23 protein-coding genes are annotated in these 22,871 nt (G+C 44.6%); 18 read left to right on the top strand and 5 right to left on the bottom strand.

The genetic code is table 11. From position 1 onward, the window contains the following. The first annotated feature begins 40 nt into the window (after nucleotides 1-40). The 7 genes from NST22_RS20030 (at nucleotide 41) to NST22_RS20000 (ending at nucleotide 7,347) form a co-directional block, all read left to right on the top strand. Entirely contained in the window at nucleotides 41-946 is a 906-nt protein-coding gene (locus NST22_RS20030) for a LysR family transcriptional regulator (protein ID WP_003227377.1), read from the top strand. A 7-nt stretch (nucleotides 947-953) separates the two neighbouring features. After that, a complete protein-coding gene (gene thiM / locus NST22_RS20025; RefSeq protein ID WP_003244274.1) occupies nucleotides 954-1,772 on the top strand; it encodes a hydroxyethylthiazole kinase in 819 nt (272 codons plus the stop codon). Then, nucleotides 1,769-2,437: a thiamine phosphate synthase gene (gene thiE / locus NST22_RS20020; RefSeq protein WP_003244128.1), complete on the top strand. Its 669-nt coding sequence runs from the start codon at nucleotides 1,769-1,771 to the stop codon at nucleotides 2,435-2,437. The genes thiM and thiE overlap by 4 nt, the downstream gene beginning before the upstream one ends. A gap of 156 nt (nucleotides 2,438-2,593) precedes the next feature. Beyond that, nucleotides 2,594-4,039, top strand: a complete 1,446-nt coding sequence (efeU, locus tag NST22_RS20015) for a ferrous ion permease EfeU (RefSeq protein ID WP_003243918.1) — start codon at nucleotides 2,594-2,596, stop codon at nucleotides 4,037-4,039. Beyond that, on the top strand, nucleotides 4,036-5,193 hold the full coding sequence (gene efeM, locus NST22_RS20010) for an iron uptake system lipoprotein EfeM (RefSeq protein WP_003243208.1): 1,158 nt from the start codon (nucleotides 4,036-4,038) through the stop codon (nucleotides 5,191-5,193). Before efeU ends, efeM begins: the two co-directional genes overlap by 4 nt. 18 nt (nucleotides 5,194-5,211) lie before the next feature. Then, complete coding sequence (gene efeB, locus NST22_RS20005; RefSeq protein ID WP_003243445.1) at nucleotides 5,212-6,462, top strand: iron uptake transporter deferrochelatase/peroxidase subunit; 1,251 nt, start codon at nucleotides 5,212-5,214, stop codon at nucleotides 6,460-6,462. A gap of 282 nt (nucleotides 6,463-6,744) precedes the next feature. After that, nucleotides 6,745-7,347 (top strand): DsbA family protein, encoded by a 603-nt coding sequence (locus NST22_RS20000; protein ID WP_003242591.1) that lies wholly within the window; start codon nucleotides 6,745-6,747, stop codon nucleotides 7,345-7,347. Between the two features lie 30 nt (nucleotides 7,348-7,377). Here the strand turns inward: NST22_RS20000 and NST22_RS19995 are convergent, their stop codons facing one another. The 3 genes from NST22_RS19995 to slrA form a co-directional block, all read right to left on the bottom strand. Beyond that, on the bottom strand, nucleotides 7,378-8,919 hold the full coding sequence (locus tag NST22_RS19995) for a cation acetate symporter (protein WP_003227390.1): 1,542 nt from the start codon (nucleotides 8,917-8,919) through the stop codon (nucleotides 7,378-7,380). Beyond that, on the bottom strand, nucleotides 8,916-9,224 hold the full coding sequence (locus NST22_RS19990; protein ID WP_003227392.1) for a DUF485 domain-containing protein: 309 nt from the start codon (nucleotides 9,222-9,224) through the stop codon (nucleotides 8,916-8,918). Before NST22_RS19990 ends, NST22_RS19995 begins: the two co-directional genes overlap by 4 nt. 442 nt (nucleotides 9,225-9,666) lie before the next feature. Continuing rightward, on the bottom strand, nucleotides 9,667-9,825 hold the full coding sequence (gene slrA / locus NST22_RS19985) for a transcriptional regulator SlrA (protein WP_003243648.1): 159 nt from the start codon (nucleotides 9,823-9,825) through the stop codon (nucleotides 9,667-9,669). Between the two features lie 355 nt (nucleotides 9,826-10,180). Between slrA and slrC the strand changes: the two genes are divergently transcribed. The 4 genes from slrC (at nucleotide 10,181) to galT (ending at nucleotide 14,051) form a co-directional block, all read left to right on the top strand. Further along, nucleotides 10,181-10,852, top strand: a complete 672-nt coding sequence (slrC, locus tag NST22_RS19980) for a transcriptional regulator SlrC (protein ID WP_003227396.1) — start codon at nucleotides 10,181-10,183, stop codon at nucleotides 10,850-10,852. 17 nt (nucleotides 10,853-10,869) lie between these two features. Beyond that, nucleotides 10,870-11,253 (top strand): GtrA family protein, encoded by a 384-nt coding sequence (locus tag NST22_RS19975; protein WP_003227398.1) that lies wholly within the window; start codon nucleotides 10,870-10,872, stop codon nucleotides 11,251-11,253. 80 nt (nucleotides 11,254-11,333) lie between these two features. After that, the gene (locus NST22_RS19970; RefSeq protein WP_003227400.1) at nucleotides 11,334-12,506 is read left to right on the top strand and encodes a galactokinase; all 1,173 of its coding nucleotides are present in this window, start codon (nucleotides 11,334-11,336) and stop codon (nucleotides 12,504-12,506) included. Nucleotides 12,507-12,509: 3 nt separating this feature from the next. After that, nucleotides 12,510-14,051, top strand: coding sequence for a UDP-glucose--hexose-1-phosphate uridylyltransferase (galT, locus tag NST22_RS19965; RefSeq protein WP_003227402.1), 1,542 nt, complete (start codon nucleotides 12,510-12,512; stop codon nucleotides 14,049-14,051). Nucleotides 14,052-14,121: 70 nt separating this feature from the next. Here the strand turns inward: galT and NST22_RS19960 are convergent, their stop codons facing one another. Then, nucleotides 14,122-14,367 (bottom strand): GlsB/YeaQ/YmgE family stress response membrane protein, encoded by a 246-nt coding sequence (locus NST22_RS19960; protein ID WP_009968363.1) that lies wholly within the window; start codon nucleotides 14,365-14,367, stop codon nucleotides 14,122-14,124. A gap of 515 nt (nucleotides 14,368-14,882) precedes the next feature. On the opposite strand from NST22_RS19960, the gene qoxA reads away from it, so the two are divergent. Genes qoxA through qoxD form a run of 4 tightly spaced genes read left to right on the top strand, consistent with a single transcriptional unit; the run spans nucleotide 14,883 to nucleotide 18,829 of the window. Continuing rightward, nucleotides 14,883-15,848 (top strand): cytochrome aa3 quinol oxidase subunit II, encoded by a 966-nt coding sequence (gene qoxA, locus NST22_RS19955; protein WP_010886637.1) that lies wholly within the window; start codon nucleotides 14,883-14,885, stop codon nucleotides 15,846-15,848. Nucleotides 15,849-15,875: 27 nt separating this feature from the next. Next, entirely contained in the window at nucleotides 15,876-17,825 is a 1,950-nt protein-coding gene (qoxB, locus tag NST22_RS19950) for a cytochrome aa3 quinol oxidase subunit I (RefSeq protein ID WP_003227407.1), read from the top strand. 13 nt (nucleotides 17,826-17,838) lie between these two features. Continuing rightward, nucleotides 17,839-18,453: a cytochrome aa3 quinol oxidase subunit III gene (gene qoxC / locus NST22_RS19945; protein WP_003227409.1), complete on the top strand. Its 615-nt coding sequence runs from the start codon at nucleotides 17,839-17,841 to the stop codon at nucleotides 18,451-18,453. 1 nt (nucleotide 18,454) lies between these two features. Further along, nucleotides 18,455-18,829 (top strand): cytochrome aa3 quinol oxidase subunit IV, encoded by a 375-nt coding sequence (gene qoxD, locus NST22_RS19940; protein ID WP_003227410.1) that lies wholly within the window; start codon nucleotides 18,455-18,457, stop codon nucleotides 18,827-18,829. 42 nt (nucleotides 18,830-18,871) lie between these two features. Here qoxD and ywcE read toward each other — a convergent pair whose 3' ends face one another. Beyond that, on the bottom strand, nucleotides 18,872-19,135 hold the full coding sequence (gene ywcE, locus NST22_RS19935) for a spore morphogenesis/germination protein YwcE (protein ID WP_003227411.1): 264 nt from the start codon (nucleotides 19,133-19,135) through the stop codon (nucleotides 18,872-18,874). A gap of 495 nt (nucleotides 19,136-19,630) precedes the next feature. Here ywcE and rodA point away from each other — a divergent pair, with 495 nt between their 5' ends. The 3 genes from rodA to NST22_RS19920 all read left to right on the top strand — a co-directional run bounded on the left by rodA (nucleotide 19,631) and on the right by NST22_RS19920 (nucleotide 22,842). Beyond that, the gene (rodA, locus tag NST22_RS19930) at nucleotides 19,631-20,812 is read left to right on the top strand and encodes a cell shape-determining peptidoglycan glycosyltransferase RodA (protein ID WP_003227413.1); all 1,182 of its coding nucleotides are present in this window, start codon (nucleotides 19,631-19,633) and stop codon (nucleotides 20,810-20,812) included. A gap of 105 nt (nucleotides 20,813-20,917) precedes the next feature. After that, nucleotides 20,918-21,667 carry an oxygen-insensitive NADPH nitroreductase gene (nfsA, locus tag NST22_RS19925; protein ID WP_003244098.1) on the top strand — a complete coding sequence of 250 codons (750 nt, stop codon included), beginning with the start codon at nucleotides 20,918-20,920 and terminating at the stop codon, nucleotides 21,665-21,667. 173 nt (nucleotides 21,668-21,840) lie between these two features. After that, nucleotides 21,841-22,842, top strand: a complete 1,002-nt coding sequence (locus NST22_RS19920; protein WP_003244349.1) for an LLM class flavin-dependent oxidoreductase — start codon at nucleotides 21,841-21,843, stop codon at nucleotides 22,840-22,842. The last annotated feature ends 29 nt before the right edge of the window (nucleotides 22,843-22,871 follow it).

The raw sequence follows: 22,871 nt of genomic DNA, 5'->3' as shown, positions 1-22,871 counted from the left end.
ATAAGAAGTATTCCTTTTGTCTATAGAAAGGGTGAAGCGCATGGATATCCGCCATTTAACATATTTCTTGGAAGTCGCCCGTTTAAAAAGTTTTACGAAGGCTTCCCAATCCCTTTATGTTTCTCAGCCGACGATATCAAAAATGATCAAAAATTTAGAAGAAGAGCTCGGAATTGAACTGTTTTACCGAAACGGCAGGCAGGTGGAACTGACTGATGCCGGTCATAGCATGTATGTGCAGGCGCAGGAAATCATTAAATCATTTCAAAACCTGACGTCAGAATTAAATGATATTATGGAAGTCAAGAAAGGGCACGTACGGATTGGACTGCCGCCGATGATCGGATCGGGGTTTTTCCCCAGAGTGCTCGGCGATTTCCGTGAAAACTATCCGAATGTCACCTTTCAGCTAGTCGAAGACGGTTCTATAAAAGTCCAAGAAGGTGTCGGGGACGGCTCTCTTGATATCGGCGTTGTGGTCCTTCCCGCAAACGAAGATATCTTTCATTCGTTTACAATCGTAAAAGAAACCTTAATGCTTGTCGTTCACCCTTCCCACCGGCTGGCTGATGAGAAAGAATGTCAGCTGCGTGAGTTGAAGGACGAGCCTTTTATTTTCTTCAGAGAGGATTTTGTCCTGCACAACCGAATTATGACGGAATGTATCAAGGCTGGGTTCCGGCCCCATATCATTTATGAAACATCACAATGGGATTTTATTAGTGAGATGGTATCCGCCAACCTTGGGATCGGGCTTTTGCCGGAACGGATCTGCCGCGGCCTTGACCCGGAAAAAGTGAAAGTCATTCCGCTTGTCGATCCGGTCATCCCTTGGCACCTCGCCATTATTTGGAGAAAGGACAGGTACTTGTCGTTTGCCGCCAGAGCTTGGCTCGAACATACGAAATCGTATTTATGGGACCCGAAAAAAGATAGTAAAGGATGATGCAAATATGGATGCACAATCAGCAGCAAAATGTCTTACGGCTGTCCGCCGGCATAGCCCACTGGTGCATAGCATAACCAACAATGTCGTAACGAATTTCACAGCAAACGGCCTGCTCGCGCTCGGCGCATCGCCCGTTATGGCGTACGCAAAAGAAGAGGTCGCCGATATGGCGAAAATTGCGGGTGCACTCGTTTTAAATATCGGAACACTGAGCAAGGAGTCAGTCGAAGCGATGATCATCGCGGGAAAATCAGCTAATGAACATGGCGTTCCCGTCATTCTTGATCCTGTCGGTGCCGGAGCAACACCGTTCCGCACTGAATCGGCACGTGACATCATTCGTGAGGTGCGCCTTGCTGCAATCAGAGGAAATGCGGCGGAAATTGCCCATACCGTCGGCGTGACCGATTGGCTGATCAAAGGTGTTGATGCGGGTGAAGGTGGAGGCGACATCATCCGGCTGGCTCAGCAGGCGGCACAAAAGCTAAACACGGTCATTGCGATAACTGGTGAAGTTGATGTCATAGCCGACACGTCACATGTATACACCCTTCATAACGGCCACAAGCTGCTGACAAAAGTGACAGGCGCCGGTTGCCTGCTGACTTCCGTCGTCGGTGCGTTTTGCGCTGTGGAAGAAAATCCATTGTTTGCTGCTATTGCGGCCATTTCTTCGTATGGGGTCGCCGCTCAGCTTGCCGCACAGCAGACGGCTGACAAAGGCCCTGGAAGCTTTCAGATTGAATTGCTGAACAAGCTTTCAACTGTTACTGAACAAGACGTCCAAGAATGGGCGACTATAGAAAGGGTGACTGTCTCATGACTCGTATTTCTCGGGAAATGATGAAAGAGTTATTATCTGTATACTTCATTATGGGGTCAAACAATACGAAAGCCGATCCTGTTACAGTTGTACAAAAAGCGTTAAAAGGCGGTGCCACCCTGTACCAGTTCCGTGAAAAAGGCGGGGATGCGCTGACAGGAGAGGCTCGGATTAAATTTGCTGAAAAAGCGCAGGCAGCTTGCCGTGAAGCTGGTGTTCCGTTCATTGTCAATGATGATGTGGAATTGGCTCTGAATCTGAAAGCTGATGGTATCCACATCGGCCAGGAAGACGCAAATGCGAAAGAGGTAAGAGCTGCCATAGGTGATATGATTCTCGGCGTTTCTGCCCATACGATGTCTGAGGTGAAGCAAGCCGAAGAAGACGGAGCGGATTATGTCGGGCTTGGGCCGATCTATCCGACTGAAACGAAAAAAGATACGAGAGCGGTACAGGGTGTATCTCTTATCGAAGCAGTGCGCCGCCAAGGCATCAGCATTCCAATTGTCGGCATCGGCGGAATCACAATAGATAATGCCGCACCTGTTATCCAAGCGGGGGCCGATGGCGTCAGTATGATCAGCGCCATCAGTCAGGCGGAGGATCCTGAGAGTGCTGCACGCAAGTTTCGTGAGGAAATTCAAACGTATAAAACAGGAAGATAATCGTTCATTTTCCTTCAAAGGGCTGTTCTGTAAAAGGACAGCTTTTTTGCTGTCCATCAAGGTTTTCAGACCTTCAAATTTTAATTGACAAAGGACAGGAACTGGCTATGATTATGTTATACAATGATAATCATTTTCAATTATAGGAGGAACATGATGGCTCGGGGGCTGGCACTTATTCTATTCAGCTTGTTGATGGTTTTCGGTTCTGCGGCACATGCGGAAGATGATCCGATCGCCGCATTAATTCAATTAAACAAGCAAATGATCAAATCCGTAAAAGACGGGGATATGGATTCGGCACAACAAACGTTTGACACCTTCAAGGCGAAGTGGAAAAAAGAAGAACCTTCTATTAAGAAAGAAAACCTTTCTTCTCACAGTGAAATGGACGCGAATATCGCGATGATTTCTCTTTCTTTTATCAATCAAGACGCACGTAAGCTCAAAACACAGCTTGAAGAGCTTGCGTCTCATTTAGAAACCTATCAGCAGGCTGTCGTGCTGAAAAAGACATCCTCAGGTCAATCAAGGGCGTCCTTAACAGCCTATATACAAAGCTTGAAAGACACAAAACAGTTCATAGAAAAAAAACAATTGGATGAAGCGTCATCCGCAATCGACAATTTAGTTACATCCTGGCTCGCTGTTGAGGGAGATGTCGTGTCCCAATCGAAAGAAGCCTATACGACATCGGAGGAAAATCTGGCGCTGATGAAGGCGGAGATCGGCAGCCATCCTGAAAAGGTATCAAAGCAAATTGACGAAATGATTCAATTGCTCGAGCCGATCGCTTCAAGCAGCTACAGCTGGTGGGATGCGGCGCTGATCCCGGTTCGTGAAGGAATGGAGGCCCTCCTTGTCATCGGAGCGCTATTAACCATGACAAAAAAAGCGCGGGTTACGCGTTCCTCGACATGGATCTGGGGCGGGGCGTCCGCCGGCATGGCTGTTTCCTTAGCAGCCGGCATCGGTGTCACGGTTCTGTTCTCCTCCAGTGTATTCGGAGAAAACAATTTCTTGCTTGGCGGCGTTACCGGCGTACTGTCCGCTGTCATGCTTTTGTATGTCGGGGTGTGGCTGCACAGAAACGCCTCAATGGATAAATGGAGAGAAAAAATCAATATCCAGAAGTCACAGGCACTAAAAAAACGAAGCCTGCTTTCCTTTGCGCTCATTGCATTTCTGGCAGTTGTAAGAGAAGGTCTCGAAACGGTCATCTTTTTCATCGGGCTTGTCGGGAAGCTCCCGCTCACTGAACTGATCGGCGGAACTGCCGCAGGGCTTATCGTTCTCGTCATCGTCGGTGTTCTGATGATCAAGCTCGGAATGCGCATTCCATTGAAGCCGTTTTTTCTTCTATCAATGGCGGTTGTCCTGTATATGTGCGTGAAATTTCTCGGAACCGGCGTTCACAGCCTTCAACTGGCGGGCATTCTTCCGTCTGATGCAGAAAGCTGGCTGCCGTCTGTATCGGTGCTAGGAATTTATCCGTCTGTGTACAGCACGATTCCGCAAATGTTGATTTTACTCTTTTTACTGATTGCGCTTGTTTCAGAAGCGGCAAAACATTTTACAAACGGAAAGGAACTGACAAAATGAATTTCACAAAAATCGCTGTATCAGCCGGATGCATCCTTGCGCTGTGCGCAGGCTGCGGAGCCAATGACACATCTTCAACCAAAGAAAAAGCTTCATCTGAAAAAAGCGGGGTCACTAAAGAAATCACCGCATCCGTAAATAAAATGGAAACCATCATTTCTAAGCTGAATGACTCAGTGGAAAAAGGAGACCAAAAAGAGATTGAAAAGAAGGGGAAAGAGTTAAACAGCTACTGGCTTTCCTTTGAAAACGATATTCGCAGCGACTATCCATTCGAATATACAGAAATCGAAAAGCATCTTCAGCCAATCTACACAGAAGCGCAAAAAGACAAACCGGATGCAGGAAAAATCAAGACAGAATCCGAGTCATTGAAAGCATCCTTAGAAGACCTGACAGAAGCGAAGAAGAGCGGCAAAAAGGCTAGCGATCAGCTGGCAAAAGCAGCGGATGAGTATAAAGGCTATGTCAAAGAGCAGAGTGACCAGCTTGTCAAAGCGACTGAAGCATTTACGGGTGCTGTGAAATCCGGCGATATCGAAAAGTCCAAAACGTTATATGCGAAAGCGCGTGTTTATTACGAGCGAATCGAACCGATCGCTGAAAGCCTCGGAGATCTTGATCCGAAAATTGACGCACGAGAAAACGATGTTGAAGAAGGAGACAAATGGACAGGCTTCCATAAGCTTGAGAAGGCCATTTGGAAGGATCAAGATATTTCCGGGGAAAAGGCAACAGCTGACCAGCTTCTCAAGGATGTAAAAGAGCTTGACGGTTCAATTCAATCACTGAAATTAACACCTGAACAAATTGTTGCAGGCGCGATGGAGCTTCTGAACGAAGCCGGAATTTCGAAAATCACGGGAGAAGAAGAGCGCTACTCACGAATTGATTTAGTTGACCTTATGGCAAATGTGGAAGGCTCCGAAGCCGTTTATCAAACAGTGAAAAGCGCGCTTGTAAAAGATCACTCCGACTTGACGGAAAAACTGGATACGGAGTTCAGCGAATTTGAAGTTTTAATGGCAAAATACAAAACAAATGATCAGTCCTATACGTCTTATGATAAATTAAGTGAAAAGCAAATCAGAGAGCTGAGCACTAAGCTGACGACTCTTTCTGAAACCATGTCGAAGATTGCGAATGTGCTATAAAAGGAGTTTTGTAACATCATGAGCGATGAACAGAAAAAGCCAGAACAAATTCACAGACGGGACATTTTAAAATGGGGAGCGATGGCGGGGGCAGCCGTTGCGATCGGTGCCAGCGGTCTCGGCGGTCTCGCTCCGCTTGTTCAGACTGCGGCTAAGCCATCGAAAAAGGATGAAAAAGAGGAGGAGCAGATTGTTCCGTTTTACGGAAAGCATCAGGCCGGAATCACAACTGCCCATCAGACGTATGTCTATTTTGCTGCACTGGATGTAACAGCAAAAGACAAAAGCGACATCATTACGTTATTTAGAAACTGGACAAGTCTCACACAGATGCTGACGTCTGGCAAGAAAATGTCAGCGGAGCAGAGAAATCAGTATCTGCCGCCGCAGGATACAGGTGAGTCTGCTGATTTATCCCCTTCCAACTTAACGGTCACATTCGGATTCGGGCCTGGCTTTTTTGAAAAAGACGGAAAGGACCGCTTCGGACTGAAAAGCAAAAAACCGAAGCACCTAGCCGCTCTTCCAGCGATGCCCAATGACAACCTGGATGAAAAGCAGGGAGGCGGGGACATCTGCATTCAAGTGTGTGCAGACGACGAGCAAGTGGCGTTTCACGCGCTGCGTAACCTGCTAAATCAAGCGGTCGGCACTTGTGAGGTCCGTTTTGTGAACAAAGGCTTTTTAAGCGGTGGAAAAAATGGTGAAACACCGCGCAACCTCTTCGGGTTTAAAGATGGAACAGGCAACCAGAGCACGAAGGATGACACGTTGATGAACTCGATCGTGTGGATTCAGTCTGGTGAGCCTGACTGGATGACGGGCGGCACCTATATGGCTTTTCGGAAAATCAAAATGTTCCTTGAGGTATGGGACCGCTCTTCCCTCAAGGACCAAGAGGATACCTTCGGCCGCAGAAAAAGCTCGGGGGCGCCTTTTGGGCAGAAAAAGGAAACAGATCCCGTGAAGCTGAATCAAATTCCGTCTAATTCACACGTCAGTCTAGCGAAATCTACTGGGAAACAAATTTTGCGAAGAGCTTTCTCTTACACAGAAGGACTTGATCCGAAAACCGGCTATATGGATGCAGGTCTCCTGTTTATCAGTTTTCAAAAAAATCCCGACAATCAGTTTATCCCGATGCTGAAGGCTCTTTCAGCAAAGGATGCGTTAAACGAATATACACAAACAATCGGTTCTGCTTTATACGCATGCCCAGGCGGCTGCAAAAAAGGAGAATATATTGCCCAGCGTTTGCTGGAATCATAAAAGAAGCCTTTACAGGCTTCTTTCAGCGTGTCGACAAACCCTCGCATTCGTTGTCAAGCCTGTGCGTTGGTGCTCACGAATTAGAGCATTCGCTCCGCTCCAATGCTCGGCTTTCCTAGACTTCAAGGGTTTTCAATCACGCTGAAAGGATGACAAAATCCTAAAACTTTTTAGGATTTTGTCATCAATCTGAAAGAAGCCTAAATCGGCTTCTTTATTAAAAAACAGTTGTAACTTTAATTGTTACAGTTTAAAATCAATTTAGTATGAAAGGAGATTATCATGACAGTACACATTAAAGTTTATTCAGATTACGTCTGCCCATTTTGTTTTGTTGGAAAAGCCGCTTTTGAAGAAGCGATAAAAGGAAAGGATGTTGAAGTCGAGTGGATGCCGTTTGAACTGCGCCCAAGCCCATCTCCTCAGCTTGATCCGGTCAATGATCCTTCTAAACAGTACATGTGGCAGACATCAATTCAGCCAATGGCGGAGAAATTAGGAGTCGAGATCAATTTTCCAAACGTCTCGCCCCATCCGTATACAGACCTCGCGTTTGAAGGCTTCCATTTTGCGAAGGAATACAATAAAGGACATGAATACAACACCCGTGTCTTTCAGGCATTTTTCCAGGAGGACCAAAATATCGGCGATATTGACATCTTGACGAAGCTCGCCGAGGAAGTGGGATTAGACGGTGCATCATTCAAATCAGCACTGGAAACAAGAACATATCAGGACGTGCAGCGCCAAGCCTTGAAGCACGCCTATGAAGAGGCTGACATCACAGCCGTTCCAACCTTTATTATCGGTGACACTGTAATTCCGGGTGCTGCCGGCAAGGATGTATTTGAAAAAGCGATTTCTGACGAGCAGAAGAAAAAGTAAGGAAAAAGCTCTCGATAAAGAGAGCTTTTTTTATTCCTGTTCCATATGGACGCCAGTATGCGCCTTCACCTGAATTTCTGCAAACGTATCTTCATCAATTGTTTTATCAGACGACAGCACCGTTCCGAGCCACGCGCCGAGAAAGCCGAGCGGGATGGAAATAATTCCTGGATTAGATAGCGGAATGAGCGGATCACCGGTAAAAATAGCACCTCCGGCCGGGTCCCACACACTAGGGCTCATCGATACCAGCACAAGCGCGCTGATCAGGCCTGTCAGGCTGCCCCATAAAGCGCCTGAGGCATTGAATCGTTTCCAGAAGACTGTAAACACAATCAGCGGAAGGTTTGCGCTGGCGGCTACCGCAAACGCGAGTGCAACAAGGAACGCCACATTTAAGGATTGTGCAAAAATCGCAAGGAGAATCGAGAGCACTGACACGGCGACAGAAGCCCATCTGGCCGCTTTCATTTGTTCTTTTTCAGTTGCTTCTCCCTTTCTGATGATCTGGCTGTAAATATCATGGGCAAATGCTGAGGCGGCAGACAGCACCAACCCTGTCACGACAGCCAAAATGGTGGCAAAGGCGATGGCTGATACAAACGCGAACAGAAAGTCTCCTCCGAGCGCTTTTGCTAAAAGCGGAGCCGCCATATTTCCCGCTTGATCAGCCGCCGTAATCGCGTCAAAACCGACAAATGCCGCGGCACCAAAGCCGAGAAATACCGTCATAATGTAAAACACACCGATAATCCATGTCGCTGACACAACGGATGTACGGGCCGTCTTGGCATCCTTAACGGTATAAAACCGGATCAATATATGCGGAAGCCCGGCGGTTCCCAGCACGAGTGCCAAGTTTAACGACAAGGTCTCAAGCGGCACCTTGTATTTATTTCCGGGGTTCAAAAAATCAGCGCCAAGCGGAGTAGCCGTTTTCATCTGTTCAAACATGGTATTAAGGCTAAAGCCGAATTTCGAAAACACGATAATCGAAATCACGAGTGTGCCGGCCATCAGCAAAACAGCTTTAATAATTTGAACCCAGCTTGTCGCGATCATGCCGCCAAACACGACATAAATGGTCATCAGCACTCCGACGATGAGGACAGCCGCGGTATAATCCAGCCCTAGAAGCAGTTTGATCAGCGCGCCCGCCCCCACGAGCTGGGCGATCATATAAAAAGTAGAGATGGCAATGGTATTGAGAGCCGCGACACCGCGGATTTTCTTTTCTTTAAAGCGAGCGGCAATCATGTCTGCCATCGTGTACTTTCCAAGATTCCGAAGCGGCTCCGCCACGATGTACAAGACAACGAGATAAGCCACCAGAAAACCGATGCTGTAAAAGAAGCCATCAAATCCATATAACGCAATCATTCCGGCAATCCCGAGAAACGAGGCGGCAGACATGTAGTCACCGGCAATTGCCAGTCCATTCTGAACGCCGGTGAGCCCGCCGCCCGCCGTATAAAACTCACTCGTCGTTTTCGTCCGCTTCGCGGCAAAATACGTGATAATAAGCGTCAGGCCAACAATCGCCAAAAATAATAAAAAAGCAGTCATATTCATGTCTGTTCACCCTTCAGATCCTCTTTTAAAGCGCTTACATACTTATCGAAATGGGCGGCTCTCCGGGAATACACAGTACTCAGTATCCAGGTCATAGCGAATTGGGCGATGGCGAACAGCCAAGCCCATGAAACAGCTCCAATGGCCGGTGCATTCAAAAAGGTGAAATAAGATGTCAAAACAGGGAGTGAAAAATAAAAAACAAAAAAGAAAATCGCAGAAGGAACAATAAAAGCGCGTTTCTGCTTTAAAAAAGCTTGAAAAGACGGCGTTGCAGCAATCTGTTTATAATCAGCTTTGTACATGGCTTTCCTCCTTTTATTCGCTAAACGTAAGCAAAAAGGTACACCAATAGGTATGTACTGAAAGTCCGATTTATGCGTTGTACAATAGCTGGAGGATGAAAAAAGAAGGAAGTCGTGAAGAGGTGAACACAGTGGTCTAAAGACAGGCGAAGGTTTTCAAGCTCGGCCGTGTATAAACGAGTTTGCTTTCAAAACCTCACCGAATGCAGCTTGTTCTCAGCAAAGCTGCTGTTTACCAGAGCACGGTTATCATGTTCGCATCACCTCTTTATGACAATGCATGTGCCAAGAGGTGATCGCATCACCGGCTGTCTGTCGTAGTTAGCTGACACACCGTTTGTCCTCAAGCTCAGCGCAGCGATTTGCTTTTGAATAGAGGATATGGTGAAAACTCAGATCAGGTGATAGAAAAGCCAGAGGTAAATAGATCCGCCTGTTCGGACTAGTCTTGCCGGACGGTTTTTTTGTGGTTTTTCTTTCTTGATGCTGTCTCAGATTCTAAAAACTGCCTCACATCATGAATGCCTAATCCAATGGATCTAGCTTCTTGAATTAACATATGCCAACCTTTGTCCAAATCTTTTTTAACATGAGTTTTCATAGTAACCTCCAATTGTATAAAATGTTTTCCTGCAACATGCGGGCAATAAAAGACAAGCCAGCGCGATGATGGAGGCGAGTACAACAAATTTCACACATAGTTGCTCGGTGTTCACAAACTGAAGGAAAAACCACCTACCTATTCCCTAAAAAAATGACTAATATAACCAATGGACCTTATTTATAATAATAAACAATTAAATACTGACTGGATAGTATGTAAATGAAAATAAATCATTTAGCCTATTAAAAATGACCCCTGGGAAACCGAATAGCATAACCGTTTAAAGAAATAAATACCGCTAAAGATTGATCCGGTGTAAGATAAGGGTAATCATTACCGCCAGGAGAAAAATATGAAAAAAAACAAATTTCAAATTAAAAGAGAAGCAACATTTGAAAGTTTTATAGACGCTGGCGTGAATTTGTTGATTGACCGAGCGTATGATCCGGTTTCTGTAGAAGATATCAGCAGAGCCGCCGGGTACAGCAAAGGAGCATTTTATGTTCATTTTGTCAGCAAGGACGATTTTCTGCTGTACCTTCTCGAAAAACGTCAGATGAAAAAAAAGATCATTATAGGGTATCTTGATCAAATGGAGCGGGAGTCAGTGAAATCGCTGACATTGGACGAGGCTGCAAAACACGCTGCAGAACTGCTTTATTCCTATTACATAAATAAGCCGTCGTGGGACATCACCTCGTTTGCCATGAACATGCCGACATATAAAGTCTTAAAGAAATGCAAGGCCTATGTCCGGCTGTACGAATTGTGGGTGGAAGAAAATGTGTTATATATTAAGTGGCTGAAGGAGAGAAAGCTGATTGACGCCTGTATTGATCCTGAATATACGGCTAAAATAATATGTGCAGTCCTCGACGGAATCATCAAACAATCATATGTATTGGGCCAGCCAGCCACCTTCCGCAGCTTTTTAGACGCACTCTCGGTATTTTTTACTTTAGACAGAGAGCACGAGAGGCCAAGAATTTTGAAAAGTTTTTCAGAAAGCGAGGAACATCAGTGAAGTATAGAGAAATAATTATGTATATCATTATGGGGGTTTTCACAACCATTGTGAATATCGCCAGCTTTTATATATTGGTAGAGATCATGAATGTGGATTACAAAGCCGCCACTGTTGCCGCTTGGATTTTGTCCGTGCTGTTTGCTTACATAACAAATAAATTATATGTGTTTCAGCAAAAAACACATGATCTGCAGAGCCTGCTGAAAGAGCTCACTGCTTTTTTCAGCGTTCGGGTCCTGTCTCTCGGCATAGATTTAGGCATGATGATCATTCTTGTCGGCCAGTTCAATACAAATGAAACCTTGGCCAAAATACTCGACAACGCGGTCATTGTTGTCGTCAACTATGTTGCGAGCAAATGGCTCGTCTTTAAAAAAACAAAAGAAGAAGGGGTATGAGAGGACTGCAGCATATGATCTGCCGTTTTCTATGAAGAAATAAGGGGAATAAAAAATAAAAACCAGAAAGGTGATTGCACATGCGGGAAGAGCTAAAGGGGATATTTGCAAGTGTATTCGGAGAAAAAGAGGGGTTACGGTTTTTTTTCGCACCTGGAAGAGTGAATCTGATTGGAGAACATACAGACTATAACGGCGGGCATGTCTTTCCGTGCGCGCTGACAATGGGTACATATGCTGCTGTTGCAGAAAGAAACGACGGGCTTGTCCGGATGTATTCAGATAACTTTAGAAACGCAGGCATCAAGGAATGCAGCCTTGACGACATTCGCTATCAAAAAGAAGACGACTGGGCGAACTACCCAAAAGGCGTGATTTATGAATTTCAACAGAGGGGATATGCAGTTCCCCATGGCTTTGACATTGTATTTTCAGGGAATATTCCAAACGGGGCGGGACTGTCGTCTTCCGCTTCTATTGAACTGCTGATGGGGGTCGTGCTCCAAAGTTATTTTCATCCTGAAGTAGATGCGCTTGAGCTTGTGAAAATGGCGCAGCATGCGGAAAACCATTTTATCGGCGTCAATTGCGGAATTATGGACCAATTTGCAATTGGAATGGGGAAAAAACATCATGCGATGCTGCTGAACTGTGACACGCTTGACTATGAATATAGCAAACTCAATGTCTCAGGCCTCGCGCTGGTCATCGCGAACACGAACAAAAAAAGGACATTGGCTGACTCCAGCTATAATACGAGACGCCAAGAATGCAATGATGCATTGCTTGATCTGAAAAAAGGCCTCGATATTGCCGCACTGGGCGACATCAAGCCTTCTGATTTCGATGCGCATTCCAGCCTGATCCAAAATGAAACGAACAGACGCCGGGCAAAGCACGCTGTATACGAAAATCATCGTGCTATTAAGACGGCCCATATGTTCAAAGAGAACAATATAGATGAAATCGGGCAGTTAATGAAGGAATCCCACCTTTCATTGAAGGATGACTATGAAGTAACATGCCCTGAACTTGATGAGCTTGTGTTTGCGGCATGGGATCACGAAGGTGTAATTGGATCAAGAATGACGGGAGCAGGCTTTGGCGGCTGCACCATCAGCATTGTAAAAGATGAGTTCGTTGATGATTTTATTCAGAAGGTTGGAGACAGATATCAAGAAAAAACAGGGCTCCGAGCGGACTTTTATGTCGCGGATATCGGAGAGGGAGCGAGAGAACTAAAGGGGGAGTGACATATGAGTATTATTGAACATCTGGAACAGCTGCTTGAGTATGGCCTGGAACGAAAATTGATTTCGATCTGGGATCGGGAATATACGAGAAACCGTCTTTATGAAGCGCTGGGCATCACACATCCCGAGCCGAACTCCAGCACCAGCATCAAGCAGTCACAAAGCCTGCCGGACTTGCTAGCTCCCATCTATAAATGGGCTGCCGAAACCGGCCGAATGGAAGCGGATACAGATACGTACCGTGACCTGCTCAGCGCAAAGCTGATGGGCTGTTTTGTGCCTGCCCCGTCCGAGGTCATTCGCAAATTTGAAGAGACAAAAGCATTATACGGCCCAAAACAGGCGACAAAGGAATTCTATCAATATTCAGAGGATGTCTATTATATACGGACTGACAGAATCGCCAAAAATGTTCATTGGACGGTGCCGACCGAATATGGCGAGCTGGAAATGACCATTAACCTATCAAAGCCTGAAAAGGACCCGAAAGCGATTGCGGCTGCAAAAGAGCAGGAACAGACAAATTATCCGATGTGTTTGCTGTGTAAAGAAAATGTCGGCTTCGAGGGAAGCGTGAATCATCCAGCCCGGCAAAATCACAGAATCATTCCGGTCATCCTTGAGGACGAACAATGGTTCCTGCAATTCTCGCCATATGTCTATTATCCGGAGCACTGCATTGTCTTAAAAGGTGAACATGAACCGATGGAGATCAGCAAAAAAACATTTGAAAGGCTGCTGTCATTTCTTGGCCAATATCCGCATTATTTTATCGGTTCAAACGCGGATCTGCCGATTGTCGGCGGCAGCATCCTAAGCCATGATCATTTCCAAGGCGGCGCGCATGATTTTCCAATGGCACGTGCAGAAGCGGAAGACGTTTATGAATTAAATGATTATCCCGGCGTGTCGCTGGGCTTAGTGAAGTGGCCGATGTCTGTGCTCAGGCTCCAAGGAGACGAACCGGGTCATGTCGCCGAAGCTGCTGACCATATCTTCCGCACGTGGCAGACGTATTCCGATGAAAAAGCCGGCATTGCCGCCTATACAGGCGATACGCCCCATAATACGGTCACACCGATTGCGCGGCGCAGGGGAGACTTGTACGAACTCGATATCGTACTGAGGAACAACCGGACGGATGAGGAGCATCCATTAGGAATATTTCATCCTCATCAAGAAGTCCACCATATTAAAAAAGAAAATATCGGCCTGATTGAGGTCATGGGATTGGCGATATTGCCTGGCCGCTTACAGGAGGAAATGAAAGAAACGGCAGCGGCGCTATGTTCTGCTGATCCGAAAACAGCCTTAGAACAAAATCCGCTCACTGCAAAGCATAGTGAGTGGGCTCTTCGGACGATGGAAAAAAGAACCATAACAAAAGAGAACGTAGATCTAGTCATAAAAGAAGAGCTGGGACATGTATTCGCGCGCATCCTTGAACACGCCGGTGTATTTAAGCAGACAGCAGAGGGAAAACAGGCCTTCAGAAGGTTCATCGATCAGTTGGGCGCCAAACCAGTCAAAAGCCTCAACCGCTAGGGTTGAGGCTTTTTCGATTTTTATGGCAAAACAAACACCCAAAGCGCTGACGCTTCGGGTGCTGCTGCTTTTATCCTCTTTTTCTGGTTAACAGGCTTACTAGAAAGACAACAATGGCTGCGCCGATTACCGCTGGAATAATGGCAAATCCGGCTAGGTGCGGCCCCCATGTTCCAAGCAGCCCGTGTCCGATCCAGGCGCCTATAAGACCTGCGATCATAGACCCGATAATTCCTCCGGGCATATCTCCTTTTACAAACAGGCTTCCAAGCCATCCGATAATAATAGCGACGATAAGTGAAATAAGAAAACTCATCATGCAACACATCCTATTTTTTATTTATTTGCTTATATCATTCCTCTTTTTTGTATAAGATAAACAACTGGATGCTCTCATAAAAAAATACGGACAATTCAGAGCATATTGGCTCTTCATTGCGCCTTTTCTTTCAATATTTGATGCGTTAAAATGGTAACCGTGTGAAAAGATGCTAGACGAGGAAAAAATAATTCCTATCTAGAAAGTTTAACAAAATGAAATTTTTGATTGACCTAAGTTTTTTATTGTGGTAAACCTTAATTTGTCAGAATTAGTTCTTCATCATCTTTCTTTACTTTATATGCGGAAATAACTAGAAACTTTTCATCTTAAGCGATAGATGTGAATAAAGTTGGAGCAATTTTTGTCGATTTTATGACATTTAAGCGAAAATGGGATGAAGTTTATAAAAAAATAAAGCTAATAAGTGAAGTTTTTGATAGCATAACAAAGTAGAGAAAAGATTTTGAGGAAGTATGCACTTCAGATTTATTACATCAATAGGAAGGATGGTGATCTTCTTGTTCAGAGCATTAAAACCGTTGCTTGTATTAGCGCTGTTAACTGTGGTTTTCGTCCTTGGGGGATGCAGCAATGCTTCAGTACTAGATCCGAAAGGACCTGTAGCTGAACAGCAAAGTGATTTAATCCTGTTATCTATCGGATTTATGCTGTTTATCGTCGGGGTCGTCTTTGTTCTATTTACCATTATTTTAGTAAAATACCGCGACCGTAAAGGCAAAGATAATGGATCTTATAACCCAGAAATTCACGGTAACACGTTTTTAGAAGTAGTCTGGACAGTGATCCCAATTTTAATCGTCATTGCACTTTCTGTGCCAACAGTACAGACGATATATTCGTTAGAAAAAGCTCCTGAAGCAACAAAAGACAAAGAGCCTCTTGTTGTTTATGCTACTTCGGTAGACTGGAAATGGGTATTTAGCTACCCTGAACAGGATATTGAAACGGTCAACTACTTAAACATTCCTGTCGACCGCCCGATCTTGTTCAAAATCTCATCTGCAGATTCAATGGCTTCGCTATGGATTCCTCAGCTTGGAGGGCAAAAATATGCGATGGCAGGAATGCTGATGGATCAATACTTACAGGCTGACAAAGTGGGTACTTACGAAGGCCGCAACGCGAACTTCACAGGTGAACATTTTGCAGACCAAGAGTTTGATGTGAATGCAGTCACAGAAAAAGACTTTAACAGCTGGGTGAAAAAGACTCAGAACGAGGCTCCTAAGCTGACAAAAGAGAAGTATGATGAATTGATGCTTCCTGAAAATGTGGACGAATTAACGTTCTCTTCTACTCACTTGAAATACGTTGATCACGGACAAGACGCTGAGTACGCGATGGAGGCGCGCAAACGCCTTGGCTATCAAGCCGTTTCACCGCATTCTAAAACAGATCCGTTTGAAAACGTAAAGAAAAACGAATTTAAGAAGTCTGATGATACAGAAGAATGATATTGATCAGGAAAGGAGGAAGCCTGCATGAAATTCAAATGGGACGAATTTTTCGTAACTGGTGACCCATTAATTCTGGGCGCACAAGTTTCCATTGCGCTTTCAACCATTGCCATTATTTTTGTTCTGACTTACTTCAAAAAGTGGAAATGGCTGTGGTCTGAATGGATAACTACTGTTGACCATAAAAAACTCGGAATCATGTATATTATATCTGCTGTAATTATGTTATTCCGTGGCGGTGTCGACGGTCTGATGATGCGTGCCCAGCTAGCGCTTCCGAATAACAGTTTTTTAGACTCAAACCACTATAATGAAATTTTTACAACTCACGGTACAATCATGATCATCTTCATGGCGATGCCGTTCTTAATCGGTCTTATCAACGTTGTTGTGCCTCTTCAAATCGGTGCCCGCGACGTTGCGTTCCCTTACTTGAACAACCTGAGCTTCTGGACGTTCTTTGTAGGGGCGATGCTTTTCAATATTTCTTTCGTTATCGGAGGTTCTCCGAACGCAGGCTGGACGAGTTATATGCCGCTTGCAAGTAACGACATGAGCCCTGGGCCGGGTGAGAACTACTACCTCCTCGGACTTCAGATTGCCGGTATCGGTACCCTGATGACAGGGATCAACTTTATGGTAACAATCTTAAAAATGAGAACAAAAGGCATGACATTAATGCGTATGCCGATGTTCACATGGACAACACTGATCACAATGGTTATTATCGTGTTTGCGTTCCCTGTACTTACAGTAGCATTAGCACTTTTATCATTTGATCGTTTGTTCGGCGCTCACTTTTTCACATTGGAAGCAGGCGGTATGCCGATGCTTTGGGCTAACTTGTTCTGGATTTGGGGACATCCTGAAGTATATATCGTTATTCTTCCGGCGTTTGGTATTTTCTCAGAAATCATCTCAAGCTTTGCAAGAAAACAATTGTTTGGTTACAAAGCGATGGTTGGTTCTATTATCGCCATCTCTGTATTGAGTTTCTTAGTTTGGACTCACCACTTCTTCACAATGGGGAACAGTGCGTCCGTTAACTCATTCTTCTCAATTACGACAATGGCAATCTCAATCCCAACCGGGGTTAAAATCTTTAACTGGCTCTTTACAATGTATAAAGGCCGAATCAGCTTTACAACACCTATGCTGTGGGCGCTTGCGTTCATTCCTAACTTCGTTATCGGCGGGGTTACAGGGGTTATGCTTGCGATGGCAGCAGCGGATTATCAATACCATAATACGTACTTCCTTGTATCTCACTTCCACTATGTGCTGATTGCGGGTACTGTATTTGCTTGTTTCGCCGGATTTATTTTCTGGTATCCAAAAATGTTCGGCCACAAGCTGAACGAAAGAATCGGAAAATGGTTCTTCTGGATCTTTATGATCGGGTTCAATATTTGTTTCTTCCCGCAATATTTCTTGGGGCTTCAAGGCATGCCGCGCCGTATTTACACATACGGACCGAATGACGGCTGGACAACATTGAACTTTATCTCAACAGTCGGAGCTTTCATGATGGGTGTAGGATTCTTAATCCTTTGCTATAACATCTACTACAGCTTCCGTTACTCTACTCGTGAAATCAGCGGAGATTCATGGGGTGTGGGACGTACGCTTGATTGGGCGACTTCTTCTGCGATTCCGCCGCATTACAACTTTGCGGTGCTTCCTGAAGTCAAATCTCAAGATGCATTCCTGCATATGAAAGAAGAAAAAACTGAATTATACCCTGAAAGCAAATTCAAGAAAATCCATATGCCAAGCAACTCAGGCAGACCGTTCTTTATGTCTGTTGCCTTCGGTCTCGCAGGCTTTGGACTTGTCTTTGAATGGTACTGGATGGGCGTAGTCGGATTGATCGGAGTCCTGCTCTGCATGGTTCTGCGTTCATTCGAATACGACAACGGCTACTACATTAGTGTTGATGAAATAAAAGAGACGGAAAGAAAGATTTCCGAATAAGGAGGCGTGAGTTATGGAACATGCAGAACACGGCAATTCTAACGCGCCTATGGAATATCAATCTGAAACCGGCAGACTTAATATTCTCGGGTTTTGGATCTTTTTAGGGGCAGAAATTGTGTTGTTCTCAACACTATTTGCAACCTTCTTCGTTCTTAAAAACAGAACAGCTGGAGGTGTCTTGCCAGACGAACTATTTGAAGTCAATCTGGTAATGATTATGACGTTCTTGCTGCTGATCAGCAGCTTTACCTGCGGGATCGCTGTTCATGAAATGCGCCGCGGAAGTTTAAAAGGCGTAGTCATTTGGACAATTATCACTCTTCTTCTCGGTGCCGGCTTCGTCGGATGCGAGATCAACGAGTTTGTTCACTATGTACATGAAGGAGCGGCTCTCAGTACAAGTGCGTTCTGGTCTGGATTCTTTGTTTTACTTGGAACTCACGGAACTCACGTAACAATCGGGATTTTCTGGATCACAGGAATTCTGATTCAGTTGAAGAAACGCGGCTTAACTCCGCAAACTTCATCTAAAATCTTTATCTCAAGCTTGTACTGGCACTTCTTAGATGTTGTATGGATTTTCATCTTTACAGGTGTCTATCTCATGGGATTGGGGGGTCTGTAAAATGGCAAACAAATCTGCTGAACACAGTCACTTTCCATGGAAACACATTGTAGGTTTTATCCTGTCTATCGTTTTGACCCTGCTGGCTCTATGGGTTGCAGTGTATACTGACCTGAGCTCATCAGCAAAACTTTGGATTATCTTCGGCTTCGCCTTCATTCAGGCGGCGCTGCAGCTTCTCATGTTCATGCATATGACAGAGAGCGAAAACGGCACGATCCAAGTCGGAAACACGCTGTTCGGATTCTTTGGCGCGATCGTTATCGTACTTGGATCCATCTGGATTTTCGCGGCTCACTATCACCATGGTGACCATATGGACGGAAATCCTCCTGGAGGCGCTGAACACTCAGAGCATTCAGGCCATAACGAATAATACAAAAAACCCTCTTCAGTGGAAGAGGGTTTTTTGCTGTCTTCAGCTGCTTCGCTTTCTGCGAAGATACGGAAGGCCGTAAATGATAAATGCGGCGATATGAGCGACAATGACGTTAACGGCAAACAAGATAATCATGAGAGTGTGTCCAAGTGGAGAAAGGCTTTCTGTTGCGTAAAAGAAGAAGAATACCCACATTAAAATGATTGGCGGAATAGCTGAGAGTGCGACTTTTTTGTTATCAAGCCAAATAAAGAGAGGCGTTGCGCTGGCAACCAATAAGTAAGCAAAAAACATGTCCATCATACCCGTCTCCTTTCATTTTGTGATAACGTTTACAAAAATGAAATAGAGGAACTGAGTTGTGTCTGTTTTGTGATTGTTTTTTGAACATTCTGTTACAATTATTATACCATGTTTTCCAGAAATTGATACGTGTTTTTGCAGAAATGGACTGGATCTATCGTCTTATTTTTTCGTTTAATGTGCTAGGAGAATGTATGGGCATGGGGCTCTGAATTTTTAGCTATTTCTATATGAGGTATCACATTATTTGGGAACATAACACATTATCGCATTCGTTTTTTAACAAATTCTATTGGTATGGCGTTTTTTTCATTTGAAAAGTTTTGTGTCAATCGAAACATTTCGGTTTATGATACGTCATATTTCGTGTAGCTGAAAAAGCGCCGCAAATGCTGAAAAAACATAAAAGGAAGCGAGCTTCACGTGTCATCTTGAACGTGGTTCATGTATAATAAACATTAGTGATTTTCCGATGAAAATGTAAGGCGGGATAGAATGAGTCGATATAAGAAACAGCAAAGCCCCTTTTACCAGGGGGATTTGATTTTTATATTTGGTGTGTTTTTTATTATAAGCGTAGTATCAATATATGCTGCCGGTCAGTTTGGGCAGTATGGGAACACGGATTGGATTCAGCAAATTGTGTTTTATCTTTTGGGGGCTGTAGCCATTACAGTTCTTTTGTACTTTGATTTAGAACAGCTTGAAAAGTTAAGTTTATATATTTTTATCATTGGTATTTTATCTTTGATTATTCTTAAAATCAGTCCCGAGTCTATTGCACCTGTTATTAAAGGGGCAAAAAGTTGGTTTAGGATCGGTAGAATAACAATACAGCCGTCAGAGTTTATGAAGGTTGGTTTGATTATGATGCTTGCTTCAGTTATTGGAAAAGCAAATCCTAAAGGAGTTCGGACGCTTAGGGATGATATCCACTTGTTATTAAAGATTGCGGGTGTCGCAGTTATTCCTGTAGGTCTTATCCTGATGCAGGATGCTGGGACTGCGGGAATATGTATGTTTATCGTTCTTGTAATGGTTTTTATGTCAGGGATAAATTGGAAATTGATTGCGATCATAGCTGGTTCAGGTATCTTACTCATTTCATTAATTTTATTAGTAATGATAAACTTTCCTGACGTTGCTAAATCAGTTGGAATACAGGATTATCAAATTAAGCGGGTCACTTCTTGGGTGTCTGCTTCAAATGAGACACAGGAAGATTCAAATGACAGCTGGCAAGTTGACCAGGCCATCATGGCAATAGGATCTGGTGGTATTTTAGGTAATGGTATTTCTAATTTGAAGGTTTATGTTCCAGAGAGTACGACTGACTTTATCTTTTCTATAATAGGTGAGTCATTTGGCTTTATAGGCTGTGCAATTGTTGTCATCATGTTCTTCTTTTTAATCTACAGGCTTGTTGTTCTGATAGACAAAATACATCCGTTTAACCGTTTCGCTTCTTTCTTTTGCGTTGGCTATACGGCGTTAATTGTGATCCACACATTCCAGAATATCGGAATGAACATTGGCATTATGCCTGTTACCGGGATTCCGCTGCTGTTTGTCAGCTATGGGGGAAGCTCGACACTTTCCACGTTAATCGGATTTGGGATTGTATATAATGCAAGTGTGCAGCTGACGAAATACAGAAGTTATCTTTTTAATTCTTGATATGCAGACAGCCTTTACAGAGGCTGTCTTTTTTTGTGCAGAGCATTTCACTTTTGAGATCACTTTTTTTCGGATATGATAAAAAGTGATAAGGAGGTTTTTGTGATGAATAACACAATCGAAACCATTTTGAATCATCGGTCAATCCGGTCTTTTACTGATCAGCTTTTGACAGCTGAAGAAATTGATACATTAGTGAAAAGTGCGCAGGCTGCGTCTACATCCAGCTATGTGCAGGCATATTCGATTATCGGGGTTTCTGATCCTGAGAAAAAACGTGAGCTGTCCGTGCTTGCTGGGAATCAGCCTTACGTTGAGAAGAACGGACACTTTTTTGTATTTTGTGCGGATTTGTACCGCCATCAACAACTGGCTGAGGAAAAAGGTGAACATATTTCTGAGCTGCTCGAGAATACAGAAATGTTTATGGTTAGCTTGATTGATGCGGCGCTGGCAGCGCAAAATATGAGCATTGCCGCTGAATCCATGGGGCTTGGCATTTGCTATATCGGCGGCATTCGGAATGAATTGGACAAGGTGACAGAGGTGCTGCAAACGCCTGACCATGTGCTCCCGCTTTTCGGACTGGCAGTAGGCCATCCTGCGAACCTTTCCGGCAAAAAACCGAGATTGCCAAAGCAGGCCGTTTATCATGAAAATACGTATAATGTGAACACAGACGATTTCCGTCATACTATGAATACGTATGACAAAACCATTTCTGATTACTATAGAGAAAGAACAAACGGGAAGCGGGAAGAAACGTGGTCCGATCAAATACTGAACTTTATGAAGCAAAAGCCGCGTACGTATTTAAATGACTACGTGAAAGAAAAGGGCTTTAATAAAAACTAAAGCAAACCTCTCCGTCTGGAGGGGTTTTTATGTTTCACGTGTAACATATTCCGACAAATAGGGACATGCTTTCACAAATAAATGGCGAATGATAGGGGACACTGATAAGCAGTGTGAGCGGCTTTGGAGAAAAAATAGGGGATCAGTGATACGATGAGGATGAGGTGGTAGGGATGGTTTCATTAAGTATATTAGATCAATCTCCAGTATCAGAGGGCAGCAATGCAGAAACGGCCTTACAGCAAACCGTTGCGCTTGCCCAAGCTGCTGAGGACCTTGGATATAAGAGATTTTGGGTTTCTGAGCATCACTTTTCAAAACGGCTGGCAGGGTCCAGTCCTGAGGTGCTAATCAGTCATATAGCAGCGAAAACAAAGCGAATTCGTGTTGGATCAGGAGGAGTCATGCTGCCGCATTACAGTGCTTATAAAGTAGCTGAAAACTTTCGTGTTCTGGAGGGGCTGACACCAGGAAGAATTGACCTGGGGCTTGGCAGAGCACCGGGGGGAATGCCGATTGCATCATGGGCGCTGAATGACGGTGGTAAGCGCAATGCTGATCAGTATCCGCAGCAAATTAAGGAGCTGACCATGTATTTGCATGATTTGGCGGATGACAAACACCGTTTTCCGAATCTGACCGCTGCGCCGCATATTTCAACGGCTCCGGATGTGTGGCTGCTCGGCTCATCTGGAGAAAGCGCGCTGCTCGCAGCTGAATCTGGCGCTGGCTATATGTTTGCCCATTTTATCAATGGAGAGGGCGGAGAGGGTACTGTCAGACAGTATAAGAGGCGATTCAAACCGTCTGTGTTAGGAGATACGCCTCGAGCGGCAGTTGCTGTTTTTGTTCTTTGTGCTGACACGGAGGAGAAGGCAGAGGAGCTTGGGGCTGTGCTTGATTTTACACTTTTGGCGGGAGAGCAGGGTATTCCTTTAGAGGGAGTTCCTTCGTATGAAGCTGTTCGGAAAAATACGTATTCTCCTTATGAACAGAGACGAATTGCTGATAATCGAAATCGAATGATTGTTGGTACGAAAGAACAGGTTAAGGAGCGGCTGTTAGCTTTGAGTAACGCGTATGAAACAGAGGAAATCATGGTGGTGACCATCACGCATCATTTTGAAGATAAGCTCCGATCGTATCGCTTATTGCAGGAGGCGTTTGCTGACTGATCTTTAAAAAGCCCTGCCGAATCGGCAGG

It is taken from the genome of Bacillus sp. PS237 (assembly GCF_037963345.1).
GTDB lineage: Bacteria > Bacillota > Bacilli > Bacillales > Bacillaceae > Bacillus > Bacillus subtilis.
Note: the sequence above shows the minus strand (reverse complement) of the source record. Positions and strands in the feature narration are given on the sequence as shown.

Bases quoted from the DNA above. Each gene is read 5' to 3' on its own strand.
- NST22_RS20030 (WP_003227377.1), top strand. From the start codon at position 41: ATGGATATCCGCCATTTAACATATTTCTTGGAAGTCGCCCGTTTAAAA.
- thiM (WP_003244274.1), top strand. From the start codon at position 954: ATGGATGCACAATCAGCAGCAAAATGTCTTACGGCTGTCCGCCGGCAT.
- thiE (WP_003244128.1), top strand. From the start codon at position 1,769: ATGACTCGTATTTCTCGGGAAATGATGAAAGAGTTATTATCTGTATAC.
- efeU (WP_003243918.1), top strand. From the start codon at position 2,594: ATGGCTCGGGGGCTGGCACTTATTCTATTCAGCTTGTTGATGGTTTTC.
- efeM (WP_003243208.1), top strand. From the start codon at position 4,036: ATGAATTTCACAAAAATCGCTGTATCAGCCGGATGCATCCTTGCGCTG.
- efeB (WP_003243445.1), top strand. From the start codon at position 5,212: ATGAGCGATGAACAGAAAAAGCCAGAACAAATTCACAGACGGGACATT.
- NST22_RS20000 (WP_003242591.1), top strand. From the start codon at position 6,745: ATGACAGTACACATTAAAGTTTATTCAGATTACGTCTGCCCATTTTGT.
- NST22_RS19995 (WP_003227390.1), bottom strand. From the start codon at position 8,919: ATGAATATGACTGCTTTTTTATTATTTTTGGCGATTGTTGGCCTGACG.
- NST22_RS19990 (WP_003227392.1), bottom strand. From the start codon at position 9,224: ATGTACAAAGCTGATTATAAACAGATTGCTGCAACGCCGTCTTTTCAA.
- slrA (WP_003243648.1), bottom strand. From the start codon at position 9,825: ATGAAAACTCATGTTAAAAAAGATTTGGACAAAGGTTGGCATATGTTA.
- slrC (WP_003227396.1), top strand. From the start codon at position 10,181: ATGAAAAAAAACAAATTTCAAATTAAAAGAGAAGCAACATTTGAAAGT.
- NST22_RS19975 (WP_003227398.1), top strand. From the start codon at position 10,870: ATGTATATCATTATGGGGGTTTTCACAACCATTGTGAATATCGCCAGC.
- NST22_RS19970 (WP_003227400.1), top strand. From the start codon at position 11,334: ATGCGGGAAGAGCTAAAGGGGATATTTGCAAGTGTATTCGGAGAAAAA.
- galT (WP_003227402.1), top strand. From the start codon at position 12,510: ATGAGTATTATTGAACATCTGGAACAGCTGCTTGAGTATGGCCTGGAA.
- NST22_RS19960 (WP_009968363.1), bottom strand. From the start codon at position 14,367: ATGAGTTTTCTTATTTCACTTATCGTCGCTATTATTATCGGATGGCTT.
- qoxB (WP_003227407.1), top strand. From the start codon at position 15,876: ATGAAATTCAAATGGGACGAATTTTTCGTAACTGGTGACCCATTAATT.
- qoxC (WP_003227409.1), top strand. From the start codon at position 17,839: ATGGAACATGCAGAACACGGCAATTCTAACGCGCCTATGGAATATCAA.
- qoxD (WP_003227410.1), top strand. From the start codon at position 18,455: ATGGCAAACAAATCTGCTGAACACAGTCACTTTCCATGGAAACACATT.
- ywcE (WP_003227411.1), bottom strand. From the start codon at position 19,135: ATGATGGACATGTTTTTTGCTTACTTATTGGTTGCCAGCGCAACGCCT.
- rodA (WP_003227413.1), top strand. From the start codon at position 19,631: ATGAGTCGATATAAGAAACAGCAAAGCCCCTTTTACCAGGGGGATTTG.
- nfsA (WP_003244098.1), top strand. From the start codon at position 20,918: ATGAATAACACAATCGAAACCATTTTGAATCATCGGTCAATCCGGTCT.
- NST22_RS19920 (WP_003244349.1), top strand. From the start codon at position 21,841: ATGGTTTCATTAAGTATATTAGATCAATCTCCAGTATCAGAGGGCAGC.